This window comes from Neobacillus sp. FSL H8-0543, from assembly GCF_038592905.1.
GTDB lineage: Bacteria > Bacillota > Bacilli > Bacillales > Cytobacillaceae > Neobacillus.
The window spans coordinates 2468063-2495000 of record NZ_CP151943.1 but is presented as its reverse complement, the minus strand read 5'-3'; the positions used below and the strand labels follow the sequence as shown (position 1 = coordinate 2495000).

Annotated in this window: 26 protein-coding genes (1 of these 26 only partly in view); 18 read left to right on the top strand and 8 right to left on the bottom strand. The window is 38.6% G+C overall.

All coding sequences use genetic code 11. The features are described from left to right. The 7 genes from gyrA to dnaA all read right to left on the bottom strand — a co-directional run. On the bottom strand, positions 1–2477 hold the 5' portion of the coding sequence (gyrA, locus tag NSS81_RS12225) for a DNA gyrase subunit A (RefSeq protein ID WP_342433764.1). It extends 79 nt beyond the left edge of the window; the window shows 2477 of its 2556 coding nt (coding positions 1–2477); it begins with the start codon at positions 2475–2477; its stop codon lies beyond the left edge, outside the window. Positions 2478–2587: 110 nt separating this feature from the next. Then, positions 2588–4507, bottom strand: a complete 1920-nt coding sequence (gene gyrB / locus NSS81_RS12220; protein ID WP_342433763.1) for a DNA topoisomerase (ATP-hydrolyzing) subunit B — start codon at positions 4505–4507, stop codon at positions 2588–2590. A gap of 67 nt (positions 4508–4574) precedes the next feature. After that, a complete protein-coding gene (locus NSS81_RS12215) occupies positions 4575–4823 on the bottom strand; it encodes an extracellular matrix/biofilm biosynthesis regulator RemA family protein (RefSeq protein WP_342433762.1) in 249 nt (82 codons plus the stop codon). 9 nt (positions 4824–4832) lie between these two features. Continuing rightward, a complete protein-coding gene (gene recF, locus NSS81_RS12210; protein ID WP_342433761.1) occupies positions 4833–5951 on the bottom strand; it encodes a DNA replication/repair protein RecF in 1119 nt (372 codons plus the stop codon). Positions 5952–5970: 19 nt separating this feature from the next. Then, positions 5971–6186: a S4 domain-containing protein YaaA gene (yaaA, locus tag NSS81_RS12205; protein WP_342433760.1), complete on the bottom strand. Its 216-nt coding sequence runs from the start codon at positions 6184–6186 to the stop codon at positions 5971–5973. A 119-nt stretch (positions 6187–6305) separates the two neighbouring features. Beyond that, the gene (dnaN, locus tag NSS81_RS12200) at positions 6306–7442 is read right to left on the bottom strand and encodes a DNA polymerase III subunit beta (RefSeq protein WP_342433759.1); all 1137 of its coding nucleotides are present in this window, start codon (positions 7440–7442) and stop codon (positions 6306–6308) included. 206 nt (positions 7443–7648) lie between these two features. Then, entirely contained in the window at positions 7649–8992 is a 1344-nt protein-coding gene (dnaA, locus tag NSS81_RS12195) for a chromosomal replication initiator protein DnaA (RefSeq protein WP_342433758.1), read from the bottom strand. 716 nt (positions 8993–9708) lie between these two features. Here dnaA and rpmH point away from each other — a divergent pair. The 11 genes from rpmH (at position 9709) to NSS81_RS12140 (ending at position 20149) form a co-directional block, all read left to right on the top strand. Further along, positions 9709–9843, top strand: coding sequence for a 50S ribosomal protein L34 (gene rpmH / locus NSS81_RS12190; protein ID WP_342433757.1), 135 nt, complete (start codon positions 9709–9711; stop codon positions 9841–9843). Positions 9844–10048: 205 nt separating this feature from the next. Further along, the gene (gene rnpA, locus NSS81_RS12185) at positions 10049–10396 is read left to right on the top strand and encodes a ribonuclease P protein component (protein ID WP_342433756.1); all 348 of its coding nucleotides are present in this window, start codon (positions 10049–10051) and stop codon (positions 10394–10396) included. Between the two features lie 115 nt (positions 10397–10511). Then, positions 10512–11288, top strand: coding sequence for a YidC family membrane integrase SpoIIIJ (spoIIIJ, locus tag NSS81_RS12180; RefSeq protein ID WP_342433755.1), 777 nt, complete (start codon positions 10512–10514; stop codon positions 11286–11288). Beyond that, positions 11285–11929: an RNA-binding cell elongation regulator Jag/EloR gene (jag, locus tag NSS81_RS12175; protein ID WP_342433754.1), complete on the top strand. Its 645-nt coding sequence runs from the start codon at positions 11285–11287 to the stop codon at positions 11927–11929. The genes spoIIIJ and jag overlap by 4 nt, the downstream gene beginning before the upstream one ends. A 301-nt stretch (positions 11930–12230) precedes the next feature. Further along, positions 12231–13616 carry a tRNA uridine-5-carboxymethylaminomethyl(34) synthesis GTPase MnmE gene (mnmE, locus tag NSS81_RS12170; RefSeq protein WP_342433753.1) on the top strand — a complete coding sequence of 462 codons (1386 nt, stop codon included), beginning with the start codon at positions 12231–12233 and terminating at the stop codon, positions 13614–13616. Between the two features lie 51 nt (positions 13617–13667). Next, complete coding sequence (gene mnmG / locus NSS81_RS12165; RefSeq protein WP_342433752.1) at positions 13668–15557, top strand: tRNA uridine-5-carboxymethylaminomethyl(34) synthesis enzyme MnmG; 1890 nt, start codon at positions 13668–13670, stop codon at positions 15555–15557. A gap of 34 nt (positions 15558–15591) precedes the next feature. Then, the gene (gene rsmG / locus NSS81_RS12160; protein WP_342433751.1) at positions 15592–16308 is read left to right on the top strand and encodes a 16S rRNA (guanine(527)-N(7))-methyltransferase RsmG; all 717 of its coding nucleotides are present in this window, start codon (positions 15592–15594) and stop codon (positions 16306–16308) included. Positions 16309–16445: 137 nt separating this feature from the next. After that, a complete protein-coding gene (gene noc / locus NSS81_RS12155) occupies positions 16446–17318 on the top strand; it encodes a nucleoid occlusion protein (protein WP_342433750.1) in 873 nt (290 codons plus the stop codon). 300 nt (positions 17319–17618) lie between these two features. Next, a complete protein-coding gene (locus NSS81_RS12150) occupies positions 17619–18380 on the top strand; it encodes an AAA family ATPase (protein ID WP_342433749.1) in 762 nt (253 codons plus the stop codon). After that, on the top strand, positions 18373–19230 hold the full coding sequence (locus tag NSS81_RS12145) for a ParB/RepB/Spo0J family partition protein (RefSeq protein WP_342433748.1): 858 nt from the start codon (positions 18373–18375) through the stop codon (positions 19228–19230). Before NSS81_RS12150 ends, NSS81_RS12145 begins: the two co-directional genes overlap by 8 nt. 217 nt (positions 19231–19447) lie before the next feature. After that, complete coding sequence (locus NSS81_RS12140) at positions 19448–20149, top strand: DUF554 domain-containing protein (RefSeq protein WP_342433747.1); 702 nt, start codon at positions 19448–19450, stop codon at positions 20147–20149. Between the two features lie 53 nt (positions 20150–20202). Here the strand turns inward: NSS81_RS12140 and yyaC are convergent, their stop codons facing one another. After that, a complete protein-coding gene (gene yyaC, locus NSS81_RS12135; protein ID WP_342433746.1) occupies positions 20203–20820 on the bottom strand; it encodes a spore protease YyaC in 618 nt (205 codons plus the stop codon). Between the two features lie 209 nt (positions 20821–21029). Between yyaC and NSS81_RS12130 the strand changes: the two genes are divergently transcribed. The 7 genes from NSS81_RS12130 (at position 21030) to rpsR (ending at position 26827) form a co-directional block, all read left to right on the top strand. After that, on the top strand, positions 21030–21908 hold the full coding sequence (locus tag NSS81_RS12130; RefSeq protein ID WP_342433745.1) for a mechanosensitive ion channel family protein: 879 nt from the start codon (positions 21030–21032) through the stop codon (positions 21906–21908). A gap of 22 nt (positions 21909–21930) precedes the next feature. Beyond that, complete coding sequence (locus NSS81_RS12125; protein ID WP_342433744.1) at positions 21931–22128, top strand: DUF951 domain-containing protein; 198 nt, start codon at positions 21931–21933, stop codon at positions 22126–22128. A gap of 82 nt (positions 22129–22210) precedes the next feature. Next, complete coding sequence (locus tag NSS81_RS12120; RefSeq protein ID WP_342433743.1) at positions 22211–24196, top strand: molybdopterin-dependent oxidoreductase; 1986 nt, start codon at positions 22211–22213, stop codon at positions 24194–24196. 132 nt (positions 24197–24328) lie between these two features. Beyond that, complete coding sequence (ychF, locus tag NSS81_RS12115; protein WP_342433742.1) at positions 24329–25429, top strand: redox-regulated ATPase YchF; 1101 nt, start codon at positions 24329–24331, stop codon at positions 25427–25429. Positions 25430–25656: 227 nt separating this feature from the next. Continuing rightward, positions 25657–25944 carry a 30S ribosomal protein S6 gene (rpsF, locus tag NSS81_RS12110; RefSeq protein ID WP_342433741.1) on the top strand — a complete coding sequence of 96 codons (288 nt, stop codon included), beginning with the start codon at positions 25657–25659 and terminating at the stop codon, positions 25942–25944. 72 nt (positions 25945–26016) lie between these two features. Continuing rightward, positions 26017–26541, top strand: a complete 525-nt coding sequence (gene ssb / locus NSS81_RS12105; RefSeq protein ID WP_342433740.1) for a single-stranded DNA-binding protein — start codon at positions 26017–26019, stop codon at positions 26539–26541. 46 nt (positions 26542–26587) lie between these two features. Further along, a complete protein-coding gene (gene rpsR / locus NSS81_RS12100) occupies positions 26588–26827 on the top strand; it encodes a 30S ribosomal protein S18 (RefSeq protein WP_342433739.1) in 240 nt (79 codons plus the stop codon). The last annotated feature ends 111 nt before the right edge of the window (positions 26828–26938 follow it).

Here is a 26938-nt window from a genome sequence, read left to right as displayed (position 1 = left end):
GGTAACTCATTAATAATATTGGCTTCTTCAGTTATTTCTTCTTTTTCTACTTTAGCAACAGTTGCCACATATTCATGGTCATTGTCATCTTCTTTTATATTGATGAGTTTTACACCGCGTGTATTTCGGCCCATCGTGGAAATACCACCTACATCGGTACGGATAAGAACACCACCAGTGGTAATAAGCATTATATCCTCTTCACCCGTAACAGCTCTTACCGATACAAGATCACCATTTTTTTCAGTAATATGGCAGGTTTTAATACCTTTACCACCTCTACCTTGGATACGATATTCTGTGGCTGGTGTCCGTTTACCATAACCGTTCTTTGTAACAATAAGTATGTCATTATCTACTTCTAGTACTTCCATACCTACAACCTCATCATCATGGCCTAACGTAATCCCTTTGACGCCTGTTGCCGTTCTTCCCATCGATCTTACATCTGTTTCAGGGAAACGGATTAGCATACCTTTCTTCGTTCCAATAATGATATCCTTCGTTCCATCTGTTAGACGTACGGATATGAGTTCATCCTCTTCACGGAGATTTAATGCAATTAAGCCATTATTTCTGATATGTGCAAATGACGTTAATGGTGAACGCTTTGAAATACCTTCTTTTGTTGTAAAGAATAGGTACCAATCATCAACAAACTCATCAACTGGAATAATCGCATTTACCCATTCTCCCTTTTCAACTCCAAGGAGATTGATGATTGGCAATCCTTTAGCAGTCCGGCTATACTCAGGAACTTCGTAGCCTTTTGCCCGATAAACCTTTCCTTTGTTAGTAAAGAAAAGAATGGTATCGTGGGTTGAAGGAGTAATTAGATGTTCAACGAAATCATCATCGTTTGTTCCCATTCCTTGGATTCCTCGTCCACCTCGTTTTTGTGCACGATAAGTAGAAACCGGCAAACGTTTGATATACCCATTATGAGTTAAGGTAATAACGATGTTTTCGCGAGGAATAAGGTCCTCATCTTCAATATTCTCGATTCCGCCAGTAACGATTTCCGTACGGCGCTTATCATTAAAGCGTTCCTTCACCTCTAATAATTCCTCGCGGATAATTTCAAGTACTTTTTCATTATCAGCTAAGATTGCCTTTAACTCTGCAATAAGCGCTACTAAGTTTTGATATTCTTCTTCAATTTTTTCTCTTTCTAACCCAGTTAAGCGTTGTAAACGCATATCGAGAATCGCTTGGGCTTGCTTTTCAGAAAGATTAAATTGAGTCATTAAGCCCTCACGCGCAACATCTGTTGTCCGTGAGCTTCGAATTAATCTAATGACTGCATCAAGATTATCTAGTGCAATCCTTAAGCCGTCCAAGATATGTGCCCGTGCTTCCGCTTTCCGCAACTCAAATTCTGTTCTTCTGCGAATAACCACAACTTGATGGTCTAAATAATAGACTAAACATTGCTTAAGATTTAAAACTTTGGGCTGGCCATTAACAAGTGCTAATGTATTTATCCCAAAACTTGTTTGTATAGCCGTTTGTTTATATAGATTATTTAAGAGGACATTGGCATTCGCATCTTTTCGAACCTCGATGACTATGCGCATCCCCTTACGATCTGATTCATCTCGTAGGTCTGTTATACCTTCGAGTTTTTTATCGCGGGCCAGTTCAGCAATTTTTTCAACCAACCTAGCCTTATTTACTTGGTAAGGAAGCTCATTTACAATAATAACTTCTTTACCATTTGACTTTTGTTCAATAACAACCTTTCCCCGTATTGTTATTGACCCTCGGCCCGTTTCGTAAGCTTTACGAATACCACTTCGGCCAACGATGATCCCTCCAGTAGGGAAATCAGGTCCAGGAATAATTTCCATTAACTCTTGAATCGTAATATCTGGGTCATGACTAACGGCTAATACGCCATCAATAATCTCGCCAAGTTGATGTGGCGGGATATTGGTAGCCATACCAACTGCAATACCCATAGAACCATTAACTAATAGGTTAGGGAATCTTGCTGGCATAACCGAAGGCTCTCTTTCCTCACCATCATAGTTATCCTGAAAATCAATTGTATCTTTATTAATATCTCTTAATAATTCCATAGAAATTTTGGACATTCTAGACTCTGTATAACGCATTGCTGCTGCGGAGTCACCATCTACTGATCCAAAATTCCCATGACCGTCAACAAGCATATAACGATAGTTAAAATCCTGTGCCATCCGTACCATCGTTTCATATACGGCAACATCCCCATGGGGGTGATATTTACCGATTACATCACCAACGATACGTGCAGACTTTTTATATGGTTTGTCCGCATGAATTCCTAAATCATGCAAAGCATATAGAATACGGCGATGAACTGGTTTTAAGCCATCCCTGACATCTGGAAGGGCACGCGAAACAATAACACTCATCGCATAGTCAAGAAAGGAAGTTCTCATTTCCTGACTAATATTAATCTCTTTCACTTGAGGATTTGGTGTATCAGCCATCTTCGGACCTCCTATTTAGGGTGACGCTTAGCCTTCAATGATTACCACGGTTTAAGGTAAACGAAAAAAGGAGGATAGTGGTCACCCCTCTACCCTTTTTATCCTATTTTTTACACGTCTAGGTTCTGTACATATTGTGCATTTGCATCGATGAAGTTACGCCTTGGTTCTACCTTGTCACCCATTAGCATTTCAAAGGTTTCATCTGCTTCAATCGCATCTGTTAAACTAACCTGGAGCATCGTTCTAGAATCAGGATCCATTGTTGTTTCCCATAATTGTTCAGGATTCATCTCTCCCAAACCTTTATAACGTTGAATATTTGGTTTTGGACTACTCGGCAGTTCAGCAAATATTTGATCTAGCTCTTTTTGATCATATGCATAGGCTATTTTTTTACCTTGTTGAACTTTATATAATGGTGGCTGGGCAATATAAACATAACCCGCTTCTATAATCTTTCTCATATAACGGTAAAAGAATGTCAGGAGAAGTGTCCGAATATGTGCGCCATCCACATCGGCATCCGTCATAATAACAATTTTATGATAACGGGCCTTTGATATATCAAATTCTTCGCCAATTCCTGTTCCGATAGCTGTAATCATTGCCCTAACTTCATTGTTAGAGAGAATTCTATCCAAACGAGCCTTCTCAACATTAAGGATTTTTCCCCTTAAAGGAAGGATTGCCTGGAAATGGCGATCCCTGCCTTGCTTGGCAGAACCTCCTGCAGAGTCTCCCTCTACGATATACATCTCACTTATTGAAGGGTCTTTAGAAGAACAATCGGCTAATTTCCCAGGTAAGCTTGATACTTCCAAGGCGCTTTTACGGCGTGTCAATTCTCTAGCTTTTTTAGCAGCCAACCTTGCTCTTGCTGCCATTAAGCCTTTTTCAACAACTTTTTTGGCAACCGTTGGGTTTTCCAAAAGGAATTTGTCGAAATGACTGGAGAAGAGGGAATCCGTTATCGTTCTTACCTCAGAATTGCCTAGCTTTGTTTTTGTTTGCCCTTCAAATTGTGGGTTCGGGTGTTTGATCGAAACAATCGCAGTGATTCCTTCACGGACATCCTCACCAGAAAGGTTTGTATCATTCTCTTTAATAATTCCATTTTTTCTTGCATAATCATTTATTACTCTCGTTAAGCCAGTCTTAAAGCCTGATTCATGCGTTCCGCCTTCATAGGTGTGGATGTTATTGGCAAAGGAGTAGATGCTTTCTGTATAGCCCTCATTATATTGGAGTGCTACTTCAATAGAGATCCCATCACGTTCACCCTCAAGAAAAATCGGCTCGTCATGAATGACTTCTTTTGTGCGGTTTAAATGTTCAACATACGATTTAATTCCGCCTTCATAGTAGTATTCATTTTGTTTGTTTTCGACACGTTTATCTTCAATCGTGATTTTAATTCCTCGATTAAGGAAGGCGAGCTCACGAAGGCGAGTAGCTAATACTTCATATTCAAACTCTAAGGTTTCTGTAAATATTTGATAATCTGGCTTAAAGTGGGTAATTGTACCTGTTTTTTCAGTTGTGCCAATAATCTTTATATCGGCTGCTGGTACGCCGCGTTCAAACTTTTGATAGTGAACATTGCCATCCCTGTGAACATATACCTCAAGAACAGAGGAAAGGGCATTAACAACTGAAGCCCCAACACCATGAAGTCCGCCGGAAACTTTGTACCCGCCGCCACCGAATTTTCCTCCGGCATGGAGAACCGTCATGATTACTTCAAGAGCAGGTCTACCAGTTTTTTCATGAATACCAACAGGAATACCACGCCCATTATCCTTAACCGTAATCCCATTATCTGCTTCGATAATAACATTAATTTCGTCGCTATAGCCCGCTAAAGCCTCGTCAATACTGTTATCTACAATTTCCCAAACAAGGTGATGAAGCCCTTTCCCGCTTGTTGAACCAATATACATACCTGGTCTTTTTCTAACAGCTTCAAGTCCCTCTAAAACCTGTATTTGATCTGCACCATAATCTTCATGGACTATATTTTGTTCCATTGTCAATTTACTTCACCCGCACTTTCATCAAAAAAATACTCTATATTTTTAAAATAAAACTATTATATCAACATTCTTGGATATACTTTTGACTTGACCGTCTCTTTAAAGTTCCGGAAGAAATTGGGGATAAGAATACTTTATCATAAGTTATAACGACCGATTTAAAGGGGTTTTTTGAAAGGTTAATTAACCTTTCCCCATGATGTTTTAAGAATTCCTCTACTAATTCTGAAGAATTCACACATTCTTTATCAAGGATAGCGATAATATCCTTTGCCCTGATATTTAAATCTTCCCCGATATGAATATACACACGCCCACCTCAATTTACTTTCTCAATTTGGCCGGAAACGACTTCAAACATCGAAGCTTCTTTTAGTGTTTGATGATGAATTCCATCAACGCTTGTTGTGGTGACAAAGGTTTGGACTCTGCCTTGAATGGTATTTAATAAATGTGACTGACGGTAATCATCTAATTCAGATAAGACATCATCCAGCAGTAAAATGGGATATTCGCGAATTTCAGAATGAATGAGTTCAATTTCGGCAAGCTTAACAGAAAGGGCTGTTGTTCGTTGCTGACCTTGTGAACCAAACGTTTGAACATCCCTGCCATTTACAAGAAATTGCAGATCGTCTCTGTGGGGGCCGAATAGGGTGGTTCCCCGTTCGATTTCTCTTATTCTTAATTTATTAAATTTTTCCTCGAAACTTAATTTCATTTTCGACAATTCTTGATCTTCTAATACATCCACAGATGGTTTATAGGTTATTTCTAATTGTTCAATCCCTCGTGATATCCCATTATGTATCGGTTCTGCCCATTTCTGAAGCAGTCTGAGGAATTCAAATCTCTTCTTAACAATCTTAACGGACATGTCAATAAATTGCTCGGTAAGTATTTCGAGCATGGTTTGGTCCGTTTGCTTTTTTATCTGCATCATTTTTAAAAAATGATTGCGTTGTTGAAGTATTTTTTGATATTGGCTCATATCATGTAAGTATATTGGCGAAACCTGGCCTATTTCCATATCAATAAAACGTCTTCTTACCTGTGGACTGCCTTTTACTAGATTTAAATCCTCTGGCGCAAACATTACCACGTTCATATTTCCAACATATTGGCTCAATTTCCGTTGTTCTATATGATTAAATTTTGCCTTTTTACCTTTTTTTGAAATGATTAGCTGTAAAGGCAGGGAACTATGTTGTTTTTGAATCCTACCATCTATTTTAGCATACTCTTGGTCCCAACGTATGAGGTCTTTATCATTTGTCGTTCGGTGGGATTTAGCCATAGCTAAAACATAAATGGATTCCATCACATTTGTTTTACCTTGGGCATTTTCACCTAAAATCACATTTACTTTATTTTCAAATTCAATTGATACGCTGTCATAGTTCCGGTAATTTTTTAAAGCTAATTGCTCGATATACATGAGAACAACATCCCTTAAGTTACTCGGTAATTACAAACTCACCAAAGCCGGGTATTGAAACATTATCCCCAGCACGAAGCTTTCTGCCTCTTCTTTGATCCTGTTCGCCATTTATAAAAATATCATTTTCACTTAAAAACCATTTAGCCATTCCACCAGTCTGAATGACTTCAGCTAATTTGAGGAATTGTCCTAATGTAATAAACTCAGTATTTAGCTTAATTTTTTCTGGCACCGTTTATCACTCATTTCTAAAATGGACTCAATACTTTATTTTACTAAAAAACTCTCTTAGTTACAAAGAAAACTAAAAAAATAAAGAAAGTCACCATTCATTGGTGACTTTTTTTAGGCTTAATACGTTCTGACAGGCAAGATCAATTGCAAAGTTGTTTCATCGTGAAGGGGACGAATAAGGAAGGGCCGCATCGCACCAGTAAAGCTAATCTTAATGTCGGTTCCTTCTAGTGCTTTTAAAGCATCCATCATGTACTTTGCACTAAAGGAAATTTTTAAATCTTCCCCATCAATGGATTGGCTTTGAATTTCTTCAACTACTTTTCCAACCTCAGGAGTATTTGAAGAAATTTCAATGACGCCAGCTTCAATCGTTGAAAACTTTACGACATTGTTTCTGCCTTCACGAGCTAGTAGAGAGGCACGGTCAATCGCATGAAGAAAATCTTTTGTATTAACAGTAATGTCTGTTTTACTTTCAGACGGAATTAATCTTGAGGTATCAGGATAGTTACCTTCTAACAATCTAGAGAAAAATAATAAGTGCTTCGCTTTAAATAAAATTTGATTTTCTGTAATGACGATATCGATTAGATCATTCGAATCATCAATAATCTTACTTAACTCGTTCAAACTCTTACCTGGAATGACCACATTATACGTATCGGCAAGTTCTGTTTCAATCTTTGCCTTCCGGAGTGCAAGACGATGGCTATCTGTTGCAATACAGGTTAACTCACCTTTTTCAACCTTCCAGTTTACACCTGTCAAGATGGGGCGTGTTTCAGAAGTGGAAACGGCAAAAAATGTCTGGCGGATCATGGTTTTTAACAGGTCGGTTGCAATATGAAACTTATTATTTTCTTCAATCTGCGGAAGGTGAGGGTACTCCTCTGCATCAAGACCGTTTAAGTTGAATTCCGATTTTCCTGAGCGAATAACGGTTTGTAAGTGATTGAGTACTTCAATTTCTACTGAATCAGTAGGAAGCTTTTTAACGATTTCACTAAAGAACTTAGCTTGTAGGACAATAGATCCTGTTTGTTTGATTTCAACAATTTCATCCCCAGCTTCCTCTTTAGGAATAAAGGATTCAATCGAAATATCAGAATCACTGCCTGTTAAAGTTACCCCTTCGTTTGTAGCTGTAATTTTAATCCCCGTTAAAATAGGAATCGTCGTTCTTGAAGTCACAGCCTTCATAACTTCTTGAACACTTTGAACGAGACGGTCTCGTTGAATAATAAATCGCATCGAATAATCCTCCGTAAAAAGCAAATTTTTAATTCAATTAGGTATAAATAAATTGTGCTAGCATATAATATTATTTTTTTAAAATATAGTAGAAGTACTAGTAGGGCCTGTTAGTATGTGGATAACTTAGTTTTTCTAATGGAAACACAGTCTATCCACATGTGGACAGACTGTGTATAAACGGACAAGAGTTATGCACAGGGAAACTAAACTTTCAACAGTTCATTTATCTCTTTCATTTGCCTTTGGAGCTGAACATCTGAATTTAAAAGCCTTGATATTTTTTCATGAGCATGGATGACTGTCGTATGATCACGGCCCCCAAACTCTTCGCCAATTTTCGGCAAAGAAAAGTCCGTTAATTCTCGGGATAAGTACATAGCTATTTGCCTCGGATAGGCAACAGATTTCGTTCGCTTTTTCGCTTTGAAATCCTCTAGTTTTATATTAAAGTGTTCGCCTACTGTCCTTTGGATATCAAGGATGGTAATCACTTTTGGCTTTGAACTAGGAATTATATCCTTTAATGCTTCAGCAGCTAAATCCGCATTAATATCTTTATTAATTAACGATGAATAGGCAACGACACGAATTAATGCCCCTTCAAGTTCTCGAATATTTGAATCAATTTGGTTGGCAATATAAAGCATCACTTCGTTCGGGATATCTAATCCTTCCGCCCGTGCTTTTTTTCTAAGAATGGCAATTCTGGTTTCTAAATCTGGTGGAGTAATATCAGTAATTAATCCCCATTCAAAGCGTGAACGCAGACGATCCTCCAGGGTAGGAATTTCCCGTGGCGGACGGTCACTTGAGATAATGATCTGCTTGCTTTCCTCATGCAAGGTATTAAAGGTATGGAAAAATTCCTCTTGAGTTGATTCTTTTCCCGCTAAGAATTGAATATCATCAATAAGCAGTACATCAACATTACGATATTTATTGCGAAATTCAATTGCTTTATTATCTCGAATTGAATTGATAAATTCGTTTGTAAACTTCTCTGAAGATAAATAAACCACTTTAGCTGAAGGGTTATGGTCAATGACATAATGGCCAATGGCATGCATTAAATGAGTTTTTCCTAGGCCCACACCCCCATAAATGAATAAAGGGTTGTAGGCTTTCGCCGGCGCCTCAGCTACAGCAAGAGATGCAGCATGAGCAAAACGGTTCCCAGATCCAATGACAAAGGAATCAAAGGTATATTTTGGATTCAAAATATTTGGCGAGAATTCATGATGCTCATCTTTTTTTTCCTTTTTTGGACGATTTGGCATGTCCTGTTCTATTTCTTTTTGATTTTGCGGAATAATAAACTTTACAGATAGCTCTTCTCCAGTGATGTCATAGAGTATGCCTGAAATTAACTGGGAGTAACGTTCCTCCAGCCAATCACGTGCAAATTCATTTGGAGCGGTAACAACGAGCAAATTGCCTTGAAGAGAATGAGCTTTGGTGGACTTAAGCCAGGTGTCATAACTAGGCTTGCTAATCTTTTTCTCGATGTTGGCTAGCGCTGCATTCCATAAATCCGCAATATTCTCCAATGGTTGTCCCTCCTTTATTATCTATTTTGTACTACTTCCTCTATAAATGAACACGTTCCTGAAAATGATGTCTGTCTTACTCCAAATAATAAATATATTTTTTCACAAAGAATGGCGAAGTATCCCCGCAACATCCTCAGCAGCCAATAGTTAGAAGTTCCGTTAAAACCTATGTTGTACAAGGTGTACAACCTATTAATTTATAAATATACGAAACACTGGTTGTGGAAAACATATGATAGGAAGTAAAGTGGAGTTTCGACAATATCCACCTCTTGTGGACAAGTTTCTGCAGTATACTATAATAACTTGTCCACATGTTATCCACAATCTGTGGATAATGTAAAAACCGGAACGAAGTTATTCAGAGTGAAAACACAAATATAATATCAAATAATCGTAAGAGGTGCAATGCCTTTTCTAAGTTTATCCACAACTGACACAATCAGTTAGTTAAACTTGTCCACAAGTAGTGTTTTTGTGTAAAACCTGTCAACATCTTGTGTGAGAGTAAAAAAAATGTCGAAAAATTATCCACAGTAAAATTTATTGCAGGTTCAAACTAAAAATCTTCAGGGGAAAAAGTTTACTTGCAAGAAAAAATGAAGAGGCGGGATAATATTAGAAGGATGGTTGACAATTATGGGTCAACGTCTTTATAATAATTAAGACTGTCGTTCAATTTGAGAGTTATTCCTCAGGGAGGTGTCATATAAATGAAAAGAACATATCAACCTAAAACACGTAAGCACAGTAAAGTTCACGGTTTCCGTAGTCGTATGAGCACGGCTTCAGGACGTAAAGTTTTAGCTCGCCGTCGTCTAAAGGGAAGAAAAGTATTATCAGCTTAGGCCACTGAAACGTCTCAGTGGTCTTTTTTTTCAATTAGCGGCTGAGTCGAAATTACCATCACGATCGGAATGAAGCAATTGTTTTCCGATCGTGATGATTATTTTATAAAAGAAAAATTGATTCGATTCGATTATGAAATCTAATTTGAGGTTATAGTAGAAATTGTTATACTTAGATGGATCCAGCCAGGACTGAAGGTGTTTTATGAGAAAAGAGCAGCGGATAAAAAAGAATAAAGAGTTTCAAGAATCATTCCAAAAAGGGCAGTCCTTTGCCAATCGCCAATTTGTTGTCTATGCCTTAGCAAAAAAGGATCAGGAGTATTTTCGAATCGGTCTTTCAGTAAGCAAGAAGGTAGGAAATGCTGTTACGAGGAACCAAATAAAAAGATACATAAAACAAGCAATTTTGGAGTTATCCGATCAAATAAGCAAGGGTAATGATTACGTAATTATTGCTAGAAAGCCTGTTGCAGAAATGGGTTTTTTCGATGTAAAAAAGAGTTTAACCCATGTTCTTAAGGTTGGTAAGGTATTGAGTAAAAAATATTAAAGACAAGCTATTATAGAAGATGGTAAAATACCTATGTGAAATGAATCAAGTGTAGATGAGTACATAAAATTCATTAATTGTAGGATATATATATTTTTCAAGGAGGAAAACTCGGTTGAAAAAAAGAATATTACTAATGCTCGGCATCCTTTCTGTTGTTTTGTTCTTAGCAGGGTGTACAGAAATTACCAAACCGATTAATGCTGAAAGTACAGGTTTTTGGAATGAGTATATTGTTTATCCGCTATCATGGCTGATCGTTAAAGGTGCTGAAATTCTTGGCGGCAGCTTTGGTTTATCGCTAATTGTGGTTACAATCTTAATTCGATTAGTTATGTTACCGCTTATGATTAAGCAAACGAGAAGTTCAAAGGCAATGCAGGCTCTGCAGCCTGAAATGAAAGCACTTCGTGAGAAGTACAGCTCTAAAGATCAAAAAACACAGCAAAAATTGCAGCAAGAAACAATGGCTTTATTTCAAAAGCATGGCGTAAATCCAATGGCAGGCTGTTTTCCTTTAATAGTTCAAATGCCAATTTTAATCGGTTTTTATCATGCAATTTCAAGAACACGGGAAATTGCTGAACAAAACTTCCTTTGGTTTGATCTTGGTGAAAAGGATCCATATTTTATTTTACCAATCGTTGCTGGTATTACAACCTTTATCCAGCAAAAGCTAATGATGGCTGGTCAGGAGCATAACCCGCAAATGGCGATGATGCTTTGGATGATGCCAATCATGATTGTTGTTTTTGCGTTTAGTTTCCCAGCAGCTCTTTCATTGTATTGGGTAGTTGGTAATATTTTCATGATTGTTCAAACATATTTCATTAAAGGCCCGGATTTGAGGAAGGTTTCGGATACCGGTAAAGCGGGAGGAGCAAAAAAGTGAAACAAGTAACTGCTACAGGACAAACTGTCGAAGAAGCAGTAAAATCAGCTTTAGCTCAATTAAAGACAACAGAAGACCGCACAGATGTATCGATTATTGATGAAGGCAAAAAAGGGTTATTCGGGATATTTGGTTCTCGTCCAGCAATCGTAAAGGTTTCAGTAATTATTGATCCGATTGAAGAGGCAAAAAAATTCCTCATCCAAGTTACTGAAAAAATGGGTGCACCAGTTGAAATAGAAATCAAACGAGATGGCAAACAAGTTCTTTTCGTTATGACTGGAGAAAAAATTGCATTATTAATTGGAAAAAGAGGCCAGACATTAAATTCACTTCAATATTTAACCCAATTAGTATTAAATCGATTTTCTAATCAATACTTAACGGTTATTTTAGATGCTGAAGATTACCGAAATCGGAGAAATGAAACACTGATTCAACTAGCACATCGTCTAGCCCAAAAGGCATTAAAATCTGGGAAAGATGTTGCACTAGAACCCATGCCATCATATGAGCGTAAAGTTATTCATACTGCTTTATCTGATAATAAGCGAGTAAAAACCTTTTCTGACGGATCTGACCCGCATCGCTATATCGTCATTTCCCCAGGAAAGCCAGTCGCAGCTGGCGCTAGAAAATAGAATAGAAAAAACTCCAAAGGCATCCAACTTAAATAGTTGGGTGTTTTTTTTGCCATTATAAATTTTAATGTTGAATGATCCAATCAACAAGAACAACATTATTTATAACAATTATTTGAATTCGTTTGTTTTATTGTTATTCACATGTGGATAAGTTAAAATAATACGTGGACATTAATTATATGTGGATAAGTAACAAATGATTTTTCACGAACAAAATCATGTGGTATTCTAATAATTTGGAGCAAAAACATATTACGATTTTTAAATAGATCAATTTTTTAAAGAGTGGGTGAAGGTGATGGAATTTGATACGATAGCTGCCATATCGACGCCGATGGGTGAGGGAGCGATTGCGATTGTACGATTAAGCGGCGATGATTCCATTAAAATTGCCGACCGAATCTTTCGAAGCATTAGCGGTAAAAGGCTAATGGAAGTAGCAACCCATACGATACACTATGGGCATTTGCTCGATCCAAAGACAGAAGAGGTAATTGAAGAGGTAATGGTGTCAGTAATGAAGGGTCCGAAGACTTTTACGAAAGAAGATGTTGTCGAAATCAACTGTCACGGTGGAATTGTGTCAGTCAATCGAGTTTTGCAGCATGTTCTCTCCTTTGGCGCCAGATTAGCCGAGCCGGGGGAATTTACGAAACGTGCCTTTTTAAATGGAAGGATAGATTTATCGCAAGCAGAGGCGGTAATGGATTTAATTAGAGCAAAAACAGACCGTGCAATGAATGTAGCACTTGGACAAATGGAAGGCCGCTTATCAAAACTTATTCGTGGCTTACGTCAGGAAATATTAGAGATTTTGGCCCATGTCGAAGTGAATATAGATTATCCAGAATATGACGATGTCGAAGAAATGACACATAAAATGCTGACAGAAAAGGCTCTTTATATTCGGGAGGAAATCAAAAAGCTGTTACAAACCTCTCAGCAAGGAAAGATTTTGCGTGAAGGTCTTTCTACAGCGATCGTTGGCCGTCCAAATGTCGGCAAATCTTCGTTACTTAACAGCCTTGTTCATGAAAATAAAGCAATTGTCACGGATATTCCAGGGACTACCCGTGATGTTATCGAGGAATATGTCAATGTTCGAGGGGTACCACTCCGATTGTTAGACACCGCTGGTATTCGTGAAACAGAAGATATTGTTGAACGAATCGGTGTAGAAAGGTCGCGGCAGGTGTTAAATGAAGCTGATTTAATTTTATTAGTATTGAATTATGCGGAACAATTAACACAAGAGGATGAAAAACTTTTTGAAGTTGTAAAGGGAATGGATGTCATCGTCATTGTTAATAAAACGGACCTCCAGCAGCAAATTAATTTAGAACAGGTAAAAAAATTGGCAGCTAATCATAAATTAGTTACCACCTCTCTACTTGAAGACCGTGGTGTAGAAGAGCTTGAAGAAGCAATTGCTTCCCTATTCTTCTCAGGTACGATCGAAACGGGTGATTTAACGTATGTATCGAATAGTCGCCATATTGCCTTGCTAGGCCAAAGCCTAAACACAATTGAGGAAGCACTGGAAAATGTTGAAAACGGGACGCCGATTGATATCGTACAAATAGACTTAACGCGTGCATGGGAATTGCTTGGTGAAATTATTGGTGAGAGTGTTCATGAAAGTCTCATCGATCAGCTATTCTCACAATTTTGTTTAGGAAAATAGGGCGTTAAATAGTATAGAAAAAGTAAGGGTATTTAGAATTGGAGGTAAGTGATGCAATACGAAGCAGGTAATTTCGACGTCATTGTCATCGGTGCAGGTCATGCAGGTTGTGAAGCAGGCCTCGCGGCGGCCCGCATTGGCGCAAAAACATTAATGATTACCATAAACTTGGATATGGTTGCCTTTATGCCATGTAATCCATCTGTCGGCGGTCCGGCGAAAGGGATTGTTGTGCGTGAGATTGACGCACTTGGTGGTGAAATGGCTAAGAATGTTGATAAAACCTATATCCAAATGAGGATGCTGAACACCGGAAAGGGTCCAGCTGTTCGTGCACTCAGGGCACAGTCTGATAAGTTTGCCTATCAGCATGAAATGAAATATACACTTGAGAGGGAACCGAATCTAACTTTACTCCAGGGTATGGTTGAGGAATTAATTGTTGAGGATGGTATTTGTAAGGGAGTAATTACGAAAACCGGTGCCATTTTTCGGGCAAAAGCAGTCGTGATCACCACGGGCACTTTCCTGCGGGGTGAAGTGATTTTGGGTGAATTGAAATATTCAAGCGGACCAAATAATCAAATGCCTTCGATTCGATTGTCTGAACAGCTTGAAGAGCTTGGTTTTGAGTTAGTGCGCTTTAAAACGGGGACACCACCAAGAGTAAACAGTCATTCAATTGATTATAGTAAAACGGAGATTCAGCCAGGAGATATGGAACCGAGGGCTTTTTCTTATGAAACGACCAAGTTTATTACTGACCAGCTTCCATGCTGGCTTACGTATACCAATGAAAAGACACATCAGCTAATTGATGAGAATCTTCACCGTTCGCCGATGTATTCTGGGATGGTTAAAGGAACTGGTGCGCGCTATTGCCCATCGATTGAGGATAAGGTGGTTCGCTTCAATGACAAACCACGCCATCAAATATTCCTTGAACCAGAAGGAAGGAATACTCAAGAAGTATATATTCAGGGGCTATCAACAAGCTTACCAGAAGAGATCCAGCAAAAATTAATCAATTCAGTTGAAGGGTTAGAAAATGCCCAAATGATGAGGCCTGGTTATGCGATTGAATATGATGTAATCATTCCAACGCAGCTTTGGTTAACACTTGAAACAAAGATTGTCAAAAACTTATTTACTGCTGGGCAAATTAATGGGACTTCTGGTTATGAAGAAGCAGCGGCTCAAGGTTTAATGGCTGGAATTAATGCTGCTTTAAATATAATGGGTAAGGATCCGCTAGTTCTGAGTCGGTCCGATGCCTATATCGGTGTACTTATTGATGATTTAATAACAAAGGGAACAAGCGAACCATATCGCTTGTTAACCTCAAGAGCCGAATACCGCCTTCTTTTACGTCATGATAATGCTGATTTGCGCTTAACTGAAATTGGACATCAAATTGGTTTAATTAAAGAAGGGCGTTATGAAAAATTTTTAGCAAAGAAAGAAGCCGTTGAAAAAGAAAAGGCTAGACTTCAATCCACCTTTATAAAGCCTGCGAAAGAAGTTCAAGAGCTTATTCAGAGCATTGGCGGGAGCGAACTAAAAGACGGTATTCGTGCAGCTGATTTATTAAAGAGAACGGAAATGAATTATGAATTACTAGAACGCATCTTACCAAGTGAAGTGGAATTAGATCCAGATGTAAAAGAACAGATTGAAATTCAGGTTAAATATGAGGGTTATATTGAGAAGTCCCTGCAGCAGGTAGAACGTCTAAAGAAAATGGAGAATAAAAAAATCCCTGATAATATTGATTATGACAAGGTTTCAGGGTTAGCTACAGAAGCCAGGCAGCGCTTGAAGCTAATCAAACCATTATCGATTGCCCAAGCATCCCGTGTTTCCGGCGTCAATCCAGCGGATGTTTCCATTCTTCTTGTGTATCTGGAACAGGGTAAGATTGCCAGAGTATCAGCTGAATAAGTTGCTAAAGAAAATCAGTGAGGAAGTTTTGCCGATGAACATTGAACAATTCAAGGGACTGCTGCTTGTACAGGGAATCACCCTTACCGTTGAACAGCTGGAACAATTTGAAACATACTATCAAACCTTGGTCGAGTGGAATGAAAAGATGAACTTAACAGCGATAACTGATAAAGCTGAGGTTTATTTAAAACACTTTTATGATTCTATTTCTGCTGCTTTTCATTTTGACTTCACAAAGCCTGTAAGTATATGTGATGTCGGAGCAGGTGCGGGGTTTCCAAGTATTCCGTTAAAAATAGTTTTCCCTCAATTGGAAGTAACAATAGTTGACTCATTAAATAAGCGTATATCTTTTTTAAATCATCTTGCAAATGTCTTAAACTTAGAAAACGTCCATTTTATCCATGACCGAGCGGAGACGTTTGGGGTAAACCCGAAGCATCGAGAGACCTATGATATCGTCACGGCCAGAGCCGTTGCCAGGATGTCTGTCTTGAGTGAGCTATGCTTACCGCTCGTAAAAGTAGGTGGCCATTTTATTGCAATGAAGGCAGCACATGCAAATGAAGAATTAGCAGTTGGTAAAAAGGCAATTACGACTCTTGGAGGAAAATTAGAGGAGAAGTATACGTTTTCCTTACCAATGGAAGAAAGCGAACGAAATATTTTAGTGATTAAGAAGGAAAAGCAAACACCAAAAAAATATCCCCGTAAACCGGGTACTCCGGGGAAATCACCAATAGAGTAGGTAATTTCTAGGGAAATTATCATAACGTTGAGGATTTTGATAGGTAAGATAATTTGTTTATTATTAATGGTTTAGCAGGAAGATATTATTCAGATAGCGAATAAGTAATAGGGAGTTTCGTAAAGGTGGTGTTGGGGATGAAGAATTCGTTTTCACGCTTTTTTGGCCTCGGCGAAAAAGGAGATCAAAAGGTTGAACTTGAAGAAGAGTTAGAAATGGAAACGGAATTAGAAAGAAATGATGAAATAACAAAAATACCGATTGATAGTATTGTTCCAAACCGTTTTCAGCCTCGAACCGTATTTGACGATGCAAAAATAGAAGAATTGTCAAGAACCATTCACACTCATGGAATCATTCAGCCAATTGTTGTCAGACAGTTTGAAGGAAGCTATGAAATTATTGCTGGAGAGCGCCGCTGGCGTGCTATGAAAAAGCTAGGCTGGGATGAGGCACCAGCGATAATCAAAAGTTACTCAGATACTGAAACAGCTTCTGTTGCCTTAATAGAGAATCTTCAGCGTGAAGAGTTATCGCCGATTGAAGAAGCAATCGCTTATGGGAAATTACTGGAACTTCATAATTTAACACAAGAGGCTCTTGCACAGCGGCTTGGTAAAGGGCAATCTACCGTAGCAAATAAGCTTAGACTTCTAAAGCTGCCGCAACAAATTCAGGAGTCATTATTAAATAAGGTAATTACTGAACGCCATGCGCGTTCGCTTATTCCTCTTAAGGACCCTGAGAAACAAGTCATGTTATTAGAAGAGATCATTGAGAAGAATTTAAATGTAAAGCAGACAGAGGATAGAGTCGTTCGCTTACTAGAGCAAAAGAATAAGAAACCGAAGCCCAAAAGGAAAGCCTTCAGCAAAGATATGAGAATAGCTGTAAATACAATCAGGCAATCTTTATCAATGGTATCTGATAGTGGAATTAATCTTGATGCCCAGGAAGAGGAATTTGAAGAATTCTACCAATTTACCATTAAAATACCAAAGAAAAAGTAAATAATACTCAGAAAGAACCAAACTAACTTAACCGTTTGGTTCTTATTTTTTATGTTTATCAAACATTAGGGAACTAATAACCAAACCTATTCCCTTTAATTTTTAGAAAAAAAATAACAATCGTTCCGTTTCATGATAAAATAGATAGCATGGAAATTTTCTTTACTTGGATTTTTAGCAAAGTTAGCTAGTTTAATTGTTCATTCTGATAGAATTTTAGATGATAGATTTGAAAAAAGATAGCGGGAGTGCCATACCTAGGCAGCTTTCGCTAAACAAATAATTAGGGTAGGTGACATCGTGGGCAAAACCATTGCAATCGCGAATCAAAAGGGCGGAGTCGGTAAAACAACGACCTCTGTCAACCTGGGTGCCTGCTTAGCATACATAGGGAAAAAAGTGCTATTAGTAGACATTGATCCCCAAGGAAATGCAACGAGCGGGCTTGGTGTGGAAAAGGCCGATGTAGACCAGTGCATTTATGATGTCTTGGTAGATGATATAGAAGCAAAAGTGGTGATTAAACCGACAGCTGTTGAAAATTTATATGTAATTCCTGCTACCATCCAACTAGCGGGGGCGGAAATTGAACTAGTACCAACTATTTCTAGGGAGGTTCGCTTAAAGCGCGCTCTTGGAGAAGTTAAGGATCAGTTTGACTATATTATTATCGATTGTCCTCCATCATTAGGCCTATTGACTCTAAATGCCCTAACAGCATCAGACTCAGTATTAATACCCGTCCAATGCGAGTATTATGCCTTAGAGGGTTTGAGTCAATTGTTAAATACGGTACGCCTCGTTCAAAAACACTTAAATCAAGACTTGAAAATAGAAGGTGTTTTATTAACGATGCTTGATGCACGGACAAACTTAGGCATTCAAGTGATTGAAGAAGTGAAAAAATACTTTCAGGACAAGGTTTACAAAACCATTATTCCAAGAAACGTGCGTCTAAGTGAGGCTCCAAGCCATGGGGAACCAATCATTACCTATGATTCCAGATCTCGTGGGGCAGAAGTATATTTAGATTTAGCAAAGGAAGTGGTCTCTAATGGCTAAAGGTTTAGGTAAGAAAGGATTGAACGCATTTTTTAATAATATCGAAGCTGCAAAGGAAGAGACAGTCCAAGAGATAAATATAAAAGAATTGCGTCCCAACCCCTACCAGCCACGGAAAACCTTCGAACAAGAGTCCATCAACGAATTAAAGGAGTCAATCCTGGAGCATGGGATTCTGCAGCCAATCGTTGTTAGAAAAAGTATTAAGGGCTATGAAATTGTGGTGGGGGAAAGACGTTTCCGCGCAACAAAAGAGGCAGGGCTAAAGTCAATTCCTGCCGTAGTCAGAGAGTTATCTGAGCAGCAAATGATGGAATTGGCAGTATTGGAAAATCTCCAAAGAGAGGATTTAAACCCGATTGAAGAGGGACTAGCTTACCAGACACTAATGGAAAAGTTAAAGCTTACACAAGAGGAAGTAGCCAAACGTTTAGGAAAAAGCCGCCCACATGTAGCCAATCATATCCGCTTACTCTCACTTCCTGTGAAAATCCAAGAGTTAATTTCAAATGGTAAAATTTCAATGGGACATGGTCGGGCATTATTAGGTCTCCGTCAAAAAGCCAAACTGCCTTTAATGGTTGATAAAGTAATTAATGAAGCATTAAATGTCCGTCAGTTAGAAAAATTGATTCAACAAATGAACGAAAATGTTCCACGTGAAACAAAAAAGTCGGAGAAGAAAAAGGATATCTTTTTACAAGAACGTGAACATTCCCTCCGTGAGCGTTTTGGAACAACGGTGAACATTAAACAATCCAAAAACAAGGGGAAAATTGAAATTGAGTTTTTCTCAAAAGAGGATTTAGAACGGATTTTAGAAATGCTTGGTCAAGAAGAATCACTTTAAACCATCAAAGGGATGGTTTTTTTTTTGCCTTCCGTCTCTTTTGGAAATGGTATTTTAAAACAAAGTCAATATAACTCTGTTGATTGGAGCGAAGCGCCTGGAGCTGAAATCAACAGAAAAGTTTAGCATAGACATAAAAATATCTTTATAGTGAAAATGAAACATGATAGTTTAATAGTATTAAAAATTTCGAGAGTCGAAGAATGGTGGATAGAGAATGTTTTTATTAGGGACGATTGTAAATGGCTTATTAATTATTATTGGTACACTGATTGGTTCGCGTCTCAGCCGGATTTCCGAAGGCATGAAAGTGACAGTGATGTATGCGATTGGATTATCGGTTCTCGTTCTCGGCCTGCAAATGGGATTGAAAAGTGAGAATTTCCTAATTGTTATTTTAAGCTTGGTCATTGGTGCAGTCTTTGGGGAATGGCTGCAATTAGACGAAAAGCTCAATCAGCTAGGACGTTGGCTTGAAACGAAAATGGGTTCGAATGGAAATGGAAGTCTTTCCGAGGGGTTCGTAACGGCTACCCTCATCTTTGTGATTGGGGCAATGGCGATTATCGGTGCGCTTGATAGTGGAATTCGCGGTGATCATTCGGTACTATATACGAAATCAATCATTGATGGTTTTACATCGATCATTTTAACAACAACTCTTGGGGTTGGTGTTTTATTTTCAGCCGTTCCAGTTCTCCTCTATCAGGGGCTAATTGCTTTATTTGCAACTCAGATTGATCGTTTCGTTCCTCAAATCCTGATGGACCAATTTATCACAGAAATGACAGCTACAGGTGGAGTGATGATTCTTGCGATTGGCTTAAACCTGCTTGGTATTATAAAGATAAAGGTTGCCAACCTCCTCCCTGGTATTTTAGTAACAGGAATAATTGTAACAATTCTTTACTTCTACTAAAAAAAGGTTTTTAACAATTAATGGAATAAAACAGAGCAATCGATTGCTCTGTTTTAATTTGTATGTTTATGTTCTTTGTCCTGGTTTAGCTCTTGCCATCGTTTATTAGGATGCAGGAGGCTTGCCTGATAAATACCATTTGCAATTGTTTTGGCCATTTTCATGACTAAATTGAGTCGGGTATTTTGTAATACAAAAAACTCCATGAATCCACTTACATTGACAATACCAGTAATATGGATATTACCTACTGCAGGTAGTTCCTTATTTACTCCTGCGCCTGGCCGTACAGGTCCATTTCCGACTTGTATTACCCCAACACTTTTTAGTCTCCCTAAACAGGCATCAATTCCAATTAAGTATGGGTCATTATGTTTCGCGTAAATTTCTATTAGTTTTTCTTCAAGATTAACTGCATGTATCGGATCATCTAATGTACCATACACGTGAAAGGAGTTAATTTCCCTTTCTTCTAGCAAGGTTCCAACAAGCGGGCCTAATGAATCTCCAGTGGAACGATCAGTACCAATACAAACGAAAACAATCGGACGGCTTAACAAGCTTGATGTATATGAAAGAAGTTCCTCAGCTAGATTCTCAGACGCTTGAAAATCATCATGAAGTATTCGTGTATTAGTCTTCCTGTCAAAGAGTTTTGGTCTTAGATTCATTCAGTCCACTCCTTCAATTAGCCGCACTTTTGTCTAGCTCCGGTGCCTCCGCTTTTCTTTTTAACAGTATACGGAAAATTTCGATAATCTATACACGTCAGAGCGAAAGATATTCTAATTGAAAAAGCAGGGAAATCACACTACTATATAGTACAAGGAATAATTGTTAAAATAGATGTGAATAGTTAGTTTTTAGAGGGGTGTTCAGAATGAGTTCTGCAAAAAATATTATACAAAGATATATCGATAAACTTCAAAATGAAGACACATGGATGGCTATTGGTGAAGGGGCGTTAAAAATCATTGCCATACTTATCGTTACCAATATTTTAATTAGAATCGGAAAAGTGGCTATCCGCAATGTATTCAAATTAAGATCGCACACGCAAAATCTGATAAAGACTTCAGAGCGCCGCGATGAGACATTAGCAAGACTTCTTGATAATATCCTTACCTATGTTGTTTATTTTATTTCCTTTATGATGATTCTTTCCGTTTTTGACATTGATGTAAAAGGATTGATAGCAGGAGCAGGGATTGTCGGACTTGCAGTTGGCTTTGGAGCGCAGAACCTAGTTAAAGATATTATTACTGGCTTTTTTATCATTTTTGAGGATCAATTTTCTGTTGGCGACCATGTGCGAATTGGAACATTTGAAGGTACGGTGGAGACGATTGGCTTAAGAACAACAAAGCTAAAAACCTGGACGGGTGAAGTACATATTTTACCGAACGGGAGCATTACTCAAGTATCCAATTTTTCAGTAAATAACAGTGTCGCTGTGGTTGATATTGCAATTGCTTATGGTGAAGATGTTGACAAGGCAGAAAGGGCCATCCAAGAGCTCCTTGAACTATTACCCAATCAATATGAAGATTTAGAAAAGCCGCCAGAGCTATTAGGAATTCAAACAATGGGACCAACGGAGGTAGTCTTGCGGGTCGTGGCTGAAACGCTACCAATGAAGCATTTCGGGGTTGCAAGGATGTTGCGGAAGGATATCAAAAATCATTTGGATGAGCAAGGAATCAAAATTCCATATCCAAAGCTTGTTATGTACTCGAGTGGAACGGAACAACCTAAATAAAGGATTTAAGGGGGAGTATAACATGGAAGAAAAGGAATATGCACTAAACGATGTTGTCGAGATGAAAAAACAGCATCCATGTGGAACCAATCGCTGGAAGATTATTCGAATGGGGATGGATATTCGCATTAAATGTGAGGGCTGTGAACATAGCGTTCTTATCCCAAGACGAGAGTTTTCGCGAAAAATGAAAAAGATTCTAGTGAAGCATGAAGAGTAACGTGTCATGCTTTTCTTTTTCGATAAATTATATTAATCTAATGAGAAAAAGTAGATAAATAGAATTGTTGGGGGTGGGGTATTTGGCTAGCATTCTGAAATCAGCCTGTCCATTAAATTGTTGGGATAGCTGTGGATTTCACGTGACGGTTGAACATGACAGGGTAATAAAAGTAGACGGAGATCCTTCACACCCGATTACGAAAGGGAAAATTTGTGGAAGAGGCCGGATGCTCGAAACAAGGACAAACTCTTCGGAGCGGTTGCTTTACCCTTTAAAAAAGGTGAATGGGGAATTTCAGCAAATTTCCTGGAACCAAGTGCTTGATGAAATAGCAGTAAGGATGAAGGAAATAAAAGAACAGGTTGGAACAACATCTGTCCTGCATAGTCATGATTATGCGAATAACGGTATTTTAAAAAATCTCGACCAACGTTTCTTTAACTGTTATGGCGGTGTAACAGAACTTTATGGATCCCTTTGCTGGGGGGCGGGAATAGAAGCACAGAAATGGGATTTCGGTGATGCCTACAGTCATGAACCCAAGGATGTATTAAACAGTAAGAATATTATTATTTGGGGACGAAATGTCGCACGGACAAATATGCATTTTTATGAAAATCTGCTTGAAGCAAAGAAAAAGGGTGCCAAACTAATTGTCATTGACCCCCTATTTAATGCAACGGCTAAAATTGCAAATGAGCATATTACCGTAAAACCTGGTTTAGATGGATTATTAGCTGCTGGAGTCATGAAGGAAATCCTTCGATTAGGGCTTGAAGATCGTGATTTTATTAATAATTACTCTTATGGGTTTGCTGATTTATTAGAGCTCCTTGAGGGAGTCACAATAGAGAAAGTAAGTGAAATGACAGAGGTCCCAATTGAAAGAATCACCATGCTGGCAAAGGTGTTTACGGATAAGCCGACAGCCACCTTCATGGGTCTAGGCTTGCAAAGATATCAAAATGGAGGAAACACGATTCGTTTGATAGATGCGCTAGTCGCCGTCAGCGGCAATATTGGTATCGGCGGAGGCGGGGCTAATTATGCTAACCTCCAGGTTGGACAAAGCTTTGATATTGGCAATTTGACACTCACAGATCGTCGGAAAAACCACCGCCAATTTTCGATTATGAAGCAAGCAGAAGAAGTTCTTGCGGCAATCGATCCAGAAATTAAAATGATTATCGTGACCTGCGGAAATCCTTTAACCCAAGTACCAGACTCAATGGTCGTTCAGAAGGCTTTTTCTTCAGTTGAAACGCTTGTTGTCATTGAACAATTTATGACGGATACGGCGCGATTAGCTGATTATGTGTTACCCGCGACGAACGTATTTGAAGAAGAAGATATTTACTATTCTTCGATGTATCATCATTACGTAAATTATGGACCTAAACTTGTCTCAGCGCCTGGGGAGGCTAAGCCTGATTTATGGATTTGGACACAATTAGCAGAACGGCTTGGCTTTGGCGAGGAGTTTAATTTTTCCAGAGAAGAATGGCTTACCATGACGCTAAATTCACTAGCTGAGAAAGGGCTAAAGCTAGAGACTCTTAAGGAACGACAAACCTTGGAGCTCCCAGTTAAGCTGATACCATGGCAGGACCGTCAGTTTAAAACATCATCAGGGAAATTTGAATTTACTAGTGAGCAAGGACGTTTGGAACTTGCGGTACCACAGGAATCAAAATGGAGAAATCCTGAGCTTGCAGAGAAGTTTCCATATAGTTTATTAACAATTCATCCGATGAGGTCGAATCATTCCCAAAACTATCATTTATTTAAAAAAGACCCGCAGCTTCAGGTAGAAGTGGCTGAGAATATTGCAAAATCGCTGCAGTTGAATGAGGGTGATGAGGTAAGGGTATGGAATGACCGCGGCGAAGTACGAGGGTATTTAACTATTCTGTCAAAGGTACATCCCAATACAATTAATATTGATGAAGGAATTTGGAAGAAGTTTGGCGGTTCCGTCAATAATTTAACTTCAAGCAGAGCATCCGATAACGGCCTGGGTAGTACGTTGTATGATTGCTTGGTAAATATTGAAAAAGTAAAATAACTGGTGCCTAGGTGCACCAGTTTTTGTACTTCTTGTCTTTTTAGCCGTGAATGCCTATAATTGTGAGAGGCTTTTATTACTATTGGACTTATTTATCATTACAATAGATTGATTTATCGAGGAGTGAAGGAAATGGCTTTAACAGCTGGAATCGTAGGGCTGCCGAACGTAGGTAAGTCTACTTTATTTAATGCAATTACACAGGCTGGTGCGGAATCTGCAAACTACCCGTTCTGTACGATTGATCCAAACGTAGGGATTGTAGAAGTACCAGACCACCGTTTAACAAAATTGACAGAGCTTGTTCAACCAAAAAAGACCGTCCCAACTGCTTTTGAATTTACAGATATTGCAGGGATTGTAAAAGGTGCAAGTAAAGGTGAAGGTTTAGGAAACAAGTTCCTTTCACACATCCGTCAAGTTGATGCCATTTGCCATGTTGTTCGCTGCTTTGCAGATGAGAATATCACCCATGTATCAGGAAAAGTCGACCCAATATCTGATATTGAGGTTATTAATCTTGAGTTAATCCTAGCTGACATGGAGTCAGTCGAAAAACGTATTGGCCGAGTCGAGAAATTATCCAAACAAAAGGATAAGGATGCAGTAGCAGAATTTGAAGTGTTATCAATGCTCCGTGATGCTTTTGAACAAGAGAAACCTGCTCGGGCAGTTGAATTTACTGAAGAACAAAAGAAAGTAGCAAAAATGCTTCACTTGCTGACATTAAAGCCAGTTCTTTATGTAGCGAATGTAAGTGAAGAAGAAATTGCTAATCCGTCAGATAATGAATACGTACAAAAGGTCCGTGAATTTGCTGCAACAGAAAATGCAGAAGTAATCGTTATCTGTGCAAAAGTAGAAGAAGAAATCGCCGAACTTGAAGGCGAAGAGAAGCAAATGTTTCTTGAAGAGCTTGGGATTGAAGAATCAGGTCTCGACCAATTGATTCGTGCAGCCTATAGCTTAATCGGGTTAGCTACTTACTTCACAGCTGGTGTTCAAGAGGTTCGTGCTTGGACATTTATTACTGGAATGAAGGCACCACAATGTGCAGGAATCATTCACACTGATTTCGAACGAGGATTTATTCGTGCCGAAACAGTTTCCTATGATGATTTATTGGCAGCTGGAAGCTATAATGCTGCGAAAGAAGCAGGGAAAGTCCGCCTAGAAGGTAAAGAATACATCGTAAAAGACGGAGACGTCATCCACTTCCGCTTTAATGTATAGTTATATTAGATTTTAGAAGAGTTGCTGGAGAGCAAATCAACAGAGCAAGGCCTTGCATTTATTTGCAAGGTTTTTAATATTTGTGGGGAGTCTATCTTTGACAAAAGTAGCAATAGGTGAATGTCATTGCTTTTCCATAAAAGCTGTGCTATAATTTTACCTTGTGAGTAATGAATAATTGCTTCTTGCCCAAATCGGGCCGTTTAGACCAAAAGGAGGTGACTGTGATGAATAAGTACGAAATCATGTACATCATCCGCCCAAATATTGAAGATGAAGCTAGAAAAGCTCTAGTAGAGCGTTTTAACACAATTCTTCTTGACAATGGTGCGGAAACTGCTGAAACAAAGGATTGGGGTAAGCGCCGTCTTGCATACGAAATCAACGATTTCCGCGACGGATACTACCAAATCGCTAAAACACAAGCTTCAGCTGATGCAGTACAAGAATTTTCTCGTCTTGCAAAAATCAGCGAAGATATCATTCGCCATCTTGTAATTAGAGAAGAAGCTTAATATAACTATAAATTTTTTTCTGGGACAAAATGTTTCACATGAAACATTTACTGGAAGAAGGAGTTGATTCTGATGATAAATCGTGTTGTCCTTGTTGGCCGTTTAACGAAAGATCCTGAACTGAAATACACACCAAACGGCATTGCAGTTGCTACTTTTACTCTTGCGGTAAATCGTCAATTTTCAAATCCGCAAGGTGAAAGAGAAGCAGACTTCCTTAATATAGTTGTTTGGCGAAAAGCAGCTGAAAATGTTGCTAACTACCTTAAAAAGGGCAGTTTAGCAGGGGTTGATGGTCGAATTCAAGTTCGTACTTACGAACAAGATGGAAAGCGTCAGTATTTTACAGAGATTGTAGCGGATAATGTTCAATTTCTTGAACCTAAGGGCTCTTCTGGCGGCGGTAGAAACAACAATGATCAATTCGGTGCTCCACCTAGGGAACCGCAAGGATCTCCTTATGGTAACAGCAACAATCAGAATCAACGCCCTGCTCAAAACCAGAATCAAAACAATAATAAATTTCAGCGAATGGACGAGGACCCGTTTGCAGGGAATGGTCAAATTGACATCTCTGATGACGACCTTCCATTCTAAAAAGACGTTAATGAACGGATAAAATAAAACTAAAGGAGGGAATTTCATGGCAGGACAACGTAAAGGCGGTCGCGCAAAACGCCGGAAAGTGTGTTATTTCACAGCTAACGGCATTTCTCGCATCGACTATAAAGATGTAGATTTACTTAAAAAATTCATCTCTGAACGTGGAAAGATTTTACCACGTCGTGTAACTGGTACAAGCGCTAAATATCAGCGTAAATTAACAGTTGCTATCAAACGTGCACGTCAAATGGCATTACTACCATTCGTGTCTGGTGAATAATATTATTTAAGGCAGTGAGGGTATCGCCCTTGCTGCCTTTTTATTTTATCTTGCTAAATTCTTGAATAGCTACAAACATCTAGCTAAAATTAAGAGAAAGGCTTTTGTGAA

Coding starts and splice junctions, on each gene's coding strand:
- gyrB (WP_342433763.1), bottom strand. CDS start 4,507: ATGGAACAAAATATAGTCCATGAAGATTATGGTGCAGATCAAATACAG.
- recF (WP_342433761.1), bottom strand. CDS start 5,951: ATGTATATCGAGCAATTAGCTTTAAAAAATTACCGGAACTATGACAGC.
- dnaN (WP_342433759.1), bottom strand. CDS start 7,442: ATGCGATTTATTATTCAACGAGACCGTCTCGTTCAAAGTGTTCAAGAA.
- rpmH (WP_342433757.1), top strand. CDS start 9,709: ATGAAAAGAACATATCAACCTAAAACACGTAAGCACAGTAAAGTTCAC.
- rnpA (WP_342433756.1), top strand. CDS start 10,049: ATGAGAAAAGAGCAGCGGATAAAAAAGAATAAAGAGTTTCAAGAATCA.
- mnmE (WP_342433753.1), top strand. CDS start 12,231: ATGGAATTTGATACGATAGCTGCCATATCGACGCCGATGGGTGAGGGA.
- mnmG (WP_342433752.1), top strand. CDS start 13,668: ATGCAATACGAAGCAGGTAATTTCGACGTCATTGTCATCGGTGCAGGT.
- rsmG (WP_342433751.1), top strand. CDS start 15,592: ATGAACATTGAACAATTCAAGGGACTGCTGCTTGTACAGGGAATCACC.
- noc (WP_342433750.1), top strand. CDS start 16,446: ATGAAGAATTCGTTTTCACGCTTTTTTGGCCTCGGCGAAAAAGGAGAT.
- NSS81_RS12145 (WP_342433748.1), top strand. CDS start 18,373: ATGGCTAAAGGTTTAGGTAAGAAAGGATTGAACGCATTTTTTAATAAT.
- NSS81_RS12140 (WP_342433747.1), top strand. CDS start 19,448: ATGTTTTTATTAGGGACGATTGTAAATGGCTTATTAATTATTATTGGT.
- yyaC (WP_342433746.1), bottom strand. CDS start 20,820: ATGAATCTAAGACCAAAACTCTTTGACAGGAAGACTAATACACGAATA.
- NSS81_RS12130 (WP_342433745.1), top strand. CDS start 21,030: ATGAGTTCTGCAAAAAATATTATACAAAGATATATCGATAAACTTCAA.
- NSS81_RS12125 (WP_342433744.1), top strand. CDS start 21,931: ATGGAAGAAAAGGAATATGCACTAAACGATGTTGTCGAGATGAAAAAA.
- ychF (WP_342433742.1), top strand. CDS start 24,329: ATGGCTTTAACAGCTGGAATCGTAGGGCTGCCGAACGTAGGTAAGTCT.
- rpsF (WP_342433741.1), top strand. CDS start 25,657: ATGAATAAGTACGAAATCATGTACATCATCCGCCCAAATATTGAAGAT.
- ssb (WP_342433740.1), top strand. CDS start 26,017: ATGATAAATCGTGTTGTCCTTGTTGGCCGTTTAACGAAAGATCCTGAA.
- rpsR (WP_342433739.1), top strand. CDS start 26,588: ATGGCAGGACAACGTAAAGGCGGTCGCGCAAAACGCCGGAAAGTGTGT.